Source organism: Bacillus sp. PPSBB_11 (assembly GCF_038023285.1).
GTDB classification, from domain to species: domain Bacteria; phylum Bacillota; class Bacilli; order Bacillales; family Bacillaceae; genus Bacillus; species Bacillus altitudinis.
Genome location: NZ_CP150633.1, coordinates 365000 through 373651, shown reverse-complemented (window position 1 = coordinate 373651; position 8652 = coordinate 365000). Strand labels below are relative to the sequence as shown.

Genomic DNA, 8652 nt, shown 5'->3' with positions numbered 1-8652 from the left:
CCCATAGCTCCAATTACTTATATAACAGACCGTTTTCAATTTCGAAATTTAGTTGAAAATCCAATTTGGTTTACAGGTGTAGAATTCATCGTGCCAATTGTGATGCTAATCGTATTTTATCTCATTGGTTTGTTTAGTTTTATTAAACATCCAGTTGAACGAAATGGACGATTCTTTGTTTACCCTAAAATGGATAGGCCCATTCAGATATTGGTCATTGCCTTCGGTGTTCTAGGATTTGGCTGGGTTGGATTTTCTTCAGACAATTCCATTTTTGGTTATATCGCTGGCATGTTCATCGGTGGAGCTGTAGGCGCGCTGACGAGTTATTTCTTAATCTATCGAAAAAGATAAACAGAGAGCAGGGGAGTAGAGATGATTCAAATTCAATCGTTAGATCATGTGTTTAAAATTGGGAAAAAGGGCAGGGAGAACGAGATTCCTGTGCTCAAAGACATTGACTTGTCTATTAAAAGAGGCGAAATTGCATGTATCGTCGGACGAAGCGGTTCGGGGAAATCAACTTTACTGAATTTAATATCGGGATATATTACGCCAACAAGCGGACAAATTATGGTTGATGGCACCAATGTGACCGGCTTTAATGAGAAAGAATGGGCAGACTTTCGGTTAGATCATTTTGGCTTTATCTTTCAAAGCTTTCAATTGATCGGGAGTTTAACAACATATGAGAACGTTGAACTTCCGCTCACTTTAAAAGGTGTGAAACCGTCTGAGCGAAAAGTGAAAGTAAAGGAAATGCTGAAACGAGTTGGTCTTGAACATCACGCAGGACATTATCCTAATGAACTGTCAGGTGGACAGCAGCAGCGTGTGAGTATTGCAAGAGCCTTGATCCTTAATCCGTCTATTATTTTAGCGGATGAGCCAACAGGCAGTCTGGATTCAGAAACTGAAGGCGAAATTCTAGCCTTTATCCAGCAGCTTAATCGTGAAAAAGGAATTACATTTGTCATCATTACACATGACGATGAAGTCGCTTCAATCGCAGACACAACGTTCCAGCTTCATGATGGTGTATTAAAGAAAGGGGATCAGTCCATTGAAATTTAGAGATCAGGTCAAATTCATCAGAAGAAATATGAAGAAAAATAGATTGCGTGTGTTTATGACCATACTTGCAACGACAATGGCATGCTCTTTCTTAATCGTTCTAGCGTCGGTTGGTTTTGGTCTGCAAAAATCGGCTCAAGATGAAATCATGAAACAACAAATTATCACAGAAATTAAAGTGTTAGGCAAAGAAAAAGGTGACGTCAAGGTTGACGATTTAAAGAAATATGATCATGCGAAATCTGTCGTTGCGAGAACGTCAATCATTCCATCGGTTCACGTCGAGCTCGATAATCGCTCAAGTGATACGCAGGCTGTACTGACAGATATGAAAGAAGAAAAAGAGGCAGGCCTTGAACTAGACCGTGGAAAAGTCCCAACATCGGCGAATGAAATTGTAGTTGGGTATCAAATGGCAGAACAACTTTGGACGGAAAAAGAACGAAAAGACTATGAAAAAGAAATGAATCAGACATCAAATGGTGAAGAGACACCGGAAGAGCCAAAAGGCTATACGAAGGAAATTTTAAACAAAGTCATTCAAATCAAGGTACCAAAACTGAATGAAGAAAATGAAGTGGTGAAAGAAAAGACGTTCGATTTCCGTGTCGTCGGTGTATTGAAGAAACCGAATTTGGAGTGGCAGCAGGATCATAAAATTCTTATTCCGAATGCTTATGAAAAAGAATTTAGTCAAGTGCTCGATCTGTCTCCTGATGCTGGAAATGTCGAAAAAATGACGTCTGTCTATGCTGATAAGTTCGACAATGTCGGTGCGCTCACAGATAAGCTGACAGATGACGGCTATCAAGTCATCTCTGTGACGAATCAGCTTGAAGGAATGGATATGTTCTTTACAGTCTTTAAAATTGGACTCATTTTTGTTGGATGTATTGCGGTCATTATTTCGGCGATCGGCATTTTCAATACGATGACAATGGCCGTAACAGAGCGGACACAAGAGATTGGGATCATGAAAGCCATTGGTGCGAATCCTTCCATTATTAAGCGAATGTTCCTCATGGAAAGTGCTTATATTGGAGTGATTGGATCGATCATCGGGATCATCATCTCGTACATCGTTAGTTTTGCAGTGAATTTAATCATTCCAGCGATTTTGTCTTCCATGTCTGAGGGAGCATCAAGCGATCAATTCTCGATCACCTTCTCCTATATACCGCTAAGCCTTGTGGTCACAGCAACAGTGATTAGTGCAGGAGTTGCCATTATTTCTGGACTCAATCCAGCACGTAAGGCGACAAAAACGAATGTATTAACAGCATTAAGAAGAGAAATTTAAAGAAGAACCTCCTGTACCTATATTGGGCTGACAGGAGGTTTTTTTATCGTCAAAAGATGTCTATTGCTTTGGTGCCCGGTACCCTGCACGCTCAGCTTCTTCTACGGAGCAGAACATTTTGGTCACGTTTTTTGTCCGTGAGTAGTATCTGCTGCTCGGTGTGTGATATATGCCGTTGACACTTCCTTTAATATTACAGGCGGCAGATTCTTTTTTTGTTTCTTTTTGTGACTCATGACCGCCAGTATTCGACCCATCATCTTTAGGAGCAGATCGCTGGGCCGATGACGTGGTGTCTTTGTTTACTTTCTGGTGTTCTTTTTTGAGTGTTTCGTTTGTAGAGGTGAGCTTGTCTATTTTCTCTTCAAGCTCATGGATGGTTTTTTCTTGCTGTTTGACTGTCTTCTTTTCGGAGGTGATGGTTTCTAATTTCTTGGATAGCTTTTCTTTTTCTTTGGTCACGTCTTCTAAAGAGGCCGTCAGCGTTTCTTTGTCTTCCTTTAGACGAGAAATGTCAGATGCTAATTGTTTTTGCTCTTTCAGCAGCTGTTCAGAAGATGGATCTGCTTGTGCTTTCGGAGCACCTGTGCCGGCAAACGGTAATGACATAATAGAAAAAACAAGACCAATGGTCAAAAAAGGATAGAAGAGTTTTTTTGAAAAGATTGGTTGATTTTGGTGTTTAAGTAATAAGAAATTAACGGCATATCCTATGGCGAAACAAATACATAAAAGACCTATGATGAGTAACATCATCATCTGGCAGCCCCCCTATATCGCTATTTATACCTATCATACCTCATTTTTCCATTTTGGGGAGCGGTTCAATTAAAAAAACCCTGTTTATACAGGGTTTTCAGCTAATGGCAATCCTTTGATTGCTTCTTTTACCGTTAAATAAGTGATCGTATTCTGGAAGTCTGTATCTAAGTCTTTCATTTTCATCGCAAGCTGTGGTTTGATCCCAGTGATGATGAGTTCAGTTCCAGTTAAGTTCAGCAGGTGATGCAGTTTGAAAATTCGCGTTGCAACGGAATCATCGACATCTATTAAACCAGAAAGATCGACAATTAAATAATCATCCTTTGAATCTTCTAATATACAAGTTAACTTCGCGACGATGGCATCAAAGCGTTCTTCTGATAATTTTCCGATGAGTGGAAGAGCGGAAACCCCATTTTTGATTGGGACAATTGGCGTCGACAGAGAGGTGACTTCCTGTAAGGAATCTTCTAGGAGTTGTTCATATTCTTTCTGTTTTGTAATATCCTTTTGAAAGCCAATAAAAAATGTTTTGTCATCTTGTTCAATGTATAGAGGATCTATATTGAGTTCATTCCAAAAAAAAGTACCGTCTTTTTTATAATTTTTGAGCTGTGTGGTAATAGGTGTTTTGTTTTGAATTCCGTGACGTATTAAGTCAAGTTGCTCTTGATTTGTGTCTTTTCCTTGGAGGAATCGACAATTACGTCCAAGAATCTCATCTGGTTTGTATCCAGTCATTTGTGTAAAGCCATGATTCACATAAACGATAGGGTTATCCTCTAAAGAAGGGTCTGTAATGACAACACCAATCCGCGCATGATCCAGCGCTTTTTTTATGAGTTCAAGCTGTTTTTGCAAGCCGAAGATGTTCGAGCTGACCATATTACCCTCCTTTGCTGCTACTATCAGACATTTAAGATGGTTTTTTTAAAACCAAATGAATTCTTTTTAAACGTAACATAACATATGTTCTGTTTCAATGATTGCAATCGTTTTGTTAAATTTGTCATCATAGTTTGTCCTCCATTAGAATAGAGTAAGTAAGGAGACTTTTCATTAGAAAAAGAAGGAATCATTTGGGAATAATTCATAAAATGACAAAAATAGTTAATATGGATTAGGTGAAAATGATTCCAATGCATCAAGATTGTTTTTGGGTCATTCACATATAATGGAAGAAACAAGCTTTTTTTCTTCGTTAGAGAGAATAGACCTTTTACATGGATTATGACGGAACAGCAGAATGGCATTACAGGGGGCTGGACAGCCTGAAGTCGCTTTACTATTCTAAGGGCTTTAGGAAGGTGATGAAAATGCTGCAACAAGTCATTATTGCTTGCGCCATTGGAGGGGTCATGGGCATTCTCGGTCACGTAAAGAAAAAAGGCAGGCTAGAGAAGCCCAGAATGACAAAGAAGTTTATTTATCTAGGGTTTATTGAAGATTGGCTCGTTGGGATGATTGCTGCTACACTGCTTGTCTTATCCTCAAATCCCGAATCTAGTCTGCACTTGATCATCTTATCCATTATTTCAGGTTACGGAGGAGAAGCAGTTCTGCGAAGCTTCGATTTTGTGAGAGAAGAACGTTCACAGGATGCAGGCTCCAACCGTCATAACCGATCTCCACACGAATAATATCCTCACTTTACCCTAGTCTAGGGTACATTCCCATTGTATACAAACCTGCTTGCACTTATGATCATAATTCTATAAAATACTACTTAGATGACGGTTACGATAAGAACAGTGAAGAGGAGTAGTAGGAAAGCAGTATTTGTCTTTAGAGAATTGACGGCTGGTGAAAGTCAATCAAATCTGCTTCTGAACTCGCCTCAGAGTTGCAGTTGCGTTAAAGCTTCTGTCGCATGTCTGCGTTAAAGATATTAAGTGAGCGTATGAACAGTTCATGACGCTAACAAGGGTGGTACCGCGGGAACCAAAAAATCTCTCGTCCCTTTCCAGGGATGAGGGTTTTTTGTTGATTTTAGAAAAATCTGAATTCTTGCAGTGGTCATCTGAGCAGATAAAGCCGTACATATTAAAGGAGGTTTTCACATTGAGTTTTCAGCATCGGGAAATTGAAAAGAAGTGGCAGGATTATTGGCTGACACATAAAACATTCGCCACATCTGACTCGGAAGATAAACCAAAATTTTATGCGCTAGATATGTTTCCTTATCCATCAGGAGCAGGGCTTCATGTAGGTCATCCTGAAGGATACACAGCAACGGATATTTTATCACGTATGAAACGTATGCAGGGATACGATGTTCTTCATCCAATGGGATGGGACGCATTTGGTCTTCCAGCGGAACAATACGCGCTGGATACAGGAAATGATCCAGCTGCATTTACAGAAGAGAACATTAATAATTTCCGCCGCCAAATTCAATCATTAGGCTTCTCGTATGATTGGGATCGAGAAATTAACACGACAGATCCGAATTATTATAAATGGACACAGTGGATTTTCTTGAAATTGTACGAAAAAGGATTGGCGTATATTGATGAAGTACCTGTAAACTGGTGCCCAGCACTCGGTACAGTCCTTGCAAATGAAGAAGTCATTGATGGGAAAAGTGAGCGCGGAGGGCATCCTGTTGAAAGACGTCCAATGAAGCAATGGATGCTAAAAATTACAGCATATGCGGACAGGCTGTTAGAAGATTTAGAAGACATTGATTGGCCTGAAAGCATCAAAGACATGCAGCGCAACTGGATTGGACGTTCTGAAGGTGCACATGTTCACTTCGAAGTAGAAGGACATGACGAACAGTTTACTGTGTTTACAACACGTCCTGATACACTATTTGGTGCAACATATGCCGTTCTTGCTCCAGAGCATGCACTAGTTGAAAAAATTACAACAGCTGCTCAAAAAGAAGCAGTTGAAGCATATATCAAAGAAATTCAATCTAAGAGTGACTTAGAGCGAACAGATCTTGCTAAAACGAAAACGGGCATTTTCACAGGTGCTTATGCCATCAATCCATTGAATGGGGAAAAGATGCCGATCTGGATTGCAGATTATGTGTTAGCCACATATGGCACTGGAGCGATTATGGCAGTTCCTGCTCATGATGAGCGTGATTATGAATTCGCCAAAACATTCGATCTTCCAATCAAAGAGGTTGTCGAAGGTGGAGACATTGACAAAGAAGCTTACACAGGTGATGGAAAGCACATCAACTCTGATTTCTTAAACGGCTTAGGGAAAGAAGAAGCAATTGAAAAAGCGATTGCATGGCTGGAAGAACATCAAAAAGGTGAAAAGAAAGTCACTTATCGTTTAAGAGACTGGCTGTTCAGCCGTCAGCGTTACTGGGGAGAGCCAATTCCAATTATTCATTGGGAGGATGGAACATCTTCAGCTGTTTCAGAGGAAGAGCTTCCACTGATTTTGCCTAAGACGACTGAGATTAAGCCAAGCGGAACAGGTGAATCACCTTTAGCCAATATTAAAGACTGGGTTGAGGTTGTAGATCCTGTAACAGGTAAGAAAGGCCGCCGTGAAACGAATACGATGCCACAATGGGCAGGTAGCTGCTGGTACTTCTTACGTTATATTGATCCACATAACACAGAAGAACTTGCATCTCCTGAAAAGCTAAAGAAATGGCTTCCGGTTGATGTGTATATTGGTGGAGCAGAACATGCTGTGCTTCATCTGCTATATGCACGATTCTGGCATAAATTCTTGTATGATATTGGTGTTGTTCCAACAAAAGAACCGTTCATGAAATTGTTCAACCAAGGAATGATTCTTGGTGAAAATAATGAAAAAATGAGTAAATCAAAAGGGAACGTTGTCAACCCAGATGATATTGTAGAATCTCATGGTGCAGATACATTAAGACTGTATGAAATGTTCATGGGGCCTTTAGATGCGTCAATTGCTTGGTCTGAAACAGGTCTTGATGGTGCTCGTCGTTTCCTAGATCGTGTATGGCGTCTGTTTACAAATGAAGATGGCTCCATCAGTGATAAAGTGACAGAGCAATCTGGCGGGCCATTAGAGCGAAGCTACCATGAAACCGTCATGAAGGTAACAGATCATTATGAAGGCTTACGTTTCAATACTGGGATTTCACAATTAATGGTGTTCATCAACGATGCATACAAGGCTGACACACTACCGAAAGAATATGCAGAAGGCTTTGTGAAACTTCTTTCTCCAATTGCACCGCATGTAGCGGAAGAGCTTTGGAACAAACTTGGTCATGAAGGGTCTATTTCTTATGAAGCATGGCCGCAATATGATGAGTCAAAACTTGTCGATGATGAAGTGGAAATTGTCGTACAGCTAAATGGAAAAGTGAAAGCAAAATTAACGGTTCCTGCTGATGCAACAAAAGAGCAACTAGAAGAGCTTGCGAAAAATGATGCACGGATAAAAGAACAGCTTGAAGGGAAAACAATCCGTAAAGTGATTGCGGTTCCTGGAAAACTTGTCAATATTGTCGCGAACTAATGAACGCACCCATCGGTATCAGCCGATGGGTGTTGTTTATTTCCCGGGACATAATTTTGTCGAAAACAAGGTGATTCCTCCATCAATCTCGTATTTAACAAGTTGATCAAGAAAATGAGGAGTGACGTCAATGGAAAAGGAAAGCAAACGTGAACAACTGCTCAGTTTATTAGGGGAAATGCCAGAGCGCCATCGTGTGGAGGCGTATACGTTAAAGATTGAGGAACGTGAATCGTACTTAGTAGAAACACTCATTCTCTCTATTCATGGGGTGGAGGAAGTTCCGGCTTATTTTGTGAAGCCGAAAGATACAGTGAAAAAAAGGCCTGTTGTCTTGTTCCAGCATTCTCATGGTGGGAATTATGTGGATGGGAAAGAAGAGTTATTGAAGGGGGCTCATTATTTGCAAGCGCCTTCATACGCAAAAGAATTCACTTCAAAAGGTTATAGTGTGTTGGCGATTGACCATGCGGGATTTGGTGAAAGAAGGGGCAGAACTGAAAGTGAAATTTTCAAAGAAATGCTGTTAACAGGAAAAGTGATGTGGGGCATGATGCTGTATGAGAGCATGTGTGCAATTGATTATTTGTTGTCCCGCTCTGATGTGCTCCCAGAGCGTTTAGCTGTTTTTGGGATGTCAATGGGCGGTCTTCTTTCATGGTGGACGGCAGCACTTGATGAGAGGGTCAGTGTGTGTGTGGATCTTTGCGCACAGGTTGATCATCACACATTGATTGAAACGAATCATTTAGATAGACACGGTTTTTACTATTATGTACCAAGCTTAGCTAAGCACTTTACAGCAGCTGACATCCAAGAAATGATTTTCCCGAGACCGCATTTAAGCTTAGTTGGAAAACATGATCAGCTTACACCTGCTGAAGGTGTTGGACGAATTCAACAGACATTAAGTCAAGCCTATCAAGCTGCTTCCTTAAAGGAACGTTATCAGCTTATAGGTCTACATGCAGGTCATTTTGAAACGGCTGCTATGCGCCACGAGGCTACACGTTTTTTGAAAAAGTGGCTGTAATCAATAG

At 40.5% G+C, this 8652-nt stretch carries 7 protein-coding genes, 1 pseudogene and 1 other annotated feature; of the genes and pseudogenes, 6 read left to right on the top strand and 2 right to left on the bottom strand.

Annotation, left to right across the window (positions count from 1 at the left end):
* The 3 genes and pseudogenes from V7L95_RS01795 to V7L95_RS01785 form a co-directional block, all read left to right on the top strand.
* Positions 1–354: pseudogene (locus V7L95_RS01795) on the top strand (ABC transporter ATP-binding protein); the annotation flags it as partial.
* Positions 355–375: 21 nt separating this feature from the next.
* The gene (locus tag V7L95_RS01790; RefSeq protein WP_007501890.1) at positions 376–1074 is read left to right on the top strand and encodes an ABC transporter ATP-binding protein; all 699 of its coding nucleotides are present in this window, start codon (positions 376–378) and stop codon (positions 1072–1074) included.
* Positions 1064–2374, top strand: a complete 1311-nt coding sequence (locus V7L95_RS01785; RefSeq protein WP_017358351.1) for an ABC transporter permease — start codon at positions 1064–1066, stop codon at positions 2372–2374. The genes V7L95_RS01790 and V7L95_RS01785 overlap by 11 nt, the downstream gene beginning before the upstream one ends.
* Before the next feature lie 60 nt (positions 2375–2434).
* Here the strand turns inward: V7L95_RS01785 and V7L95_RS01780 are convergent, their stop codons facing one another.
* Positions 2435–3133 (bottom strand): hypothetical protein, encoded by a 699-nt coding sequence (locus V7L95_RS01780; protein WP_076822466.1) that lies wholly within the window; start codon positions 3131–3133, stop codon positions 2435–2437.
* An 84-nt stretch (positions 3134–3217) separates the two neighbouring features.
* Entirely contained in the window at positions 3218–4021 is an 804-nt protein-coding gene (locus V7L95_RS01775) for a PAS domain-containing protein (RefSeq protein WP_340967868.1), read from the bottom strand.
* A gap of 425 nt (positions 4022–4446) precedes the next feature.
* Here V7L95_RS01775 and V7L95_RS01770 point away from each other — a divergent pair, with 425 nt between their 5' ends.
* From V7L95_RS01770 to V7L95_RS01760, 3 genes are all read left to right on the top strand, one after another.
* Complete coding sequence (locus V7L95_RS01770; protein ID WP_008343006.1) at positions 4447–4776, top strand: DUF4257 domain-containing protein; 330 nt, start codon at positions 4447–4449, stop codon at positions 4774–4776.
* Between the two features lie 102 nt (positions 4777–4878).
* Positions 4879–5100 (top strand) — a binding site (T-box leader).
* 97 nt (positions 5101–5197) lie between these two features.
* Positions 5198–7612, top strand: coding sequence for a leucine--tRNA ligase (leuS, locus tag V7L95_RS01765; RefSeq protein WP_048003423.1), 2415 nt, complete (start codon positions 5198–5200; stop codon positions 7610–7612).
* A 130-nt stretch (positions 7613–7742) separates the two neighbouring features.
* Positions 7743–8645 (top strand): alpha/beta fold hydrolase, encoded by a 903-nt coding sequence (locus tag V7L95_RS01760; protein ID WP_047945261.1) that lies wholly within the window; start codon positions 7743–7745, stop codon positions 8643–8645.
* The last annotated feature ends 7 nt before the right edge of the window (positions 8646–8652 follow it).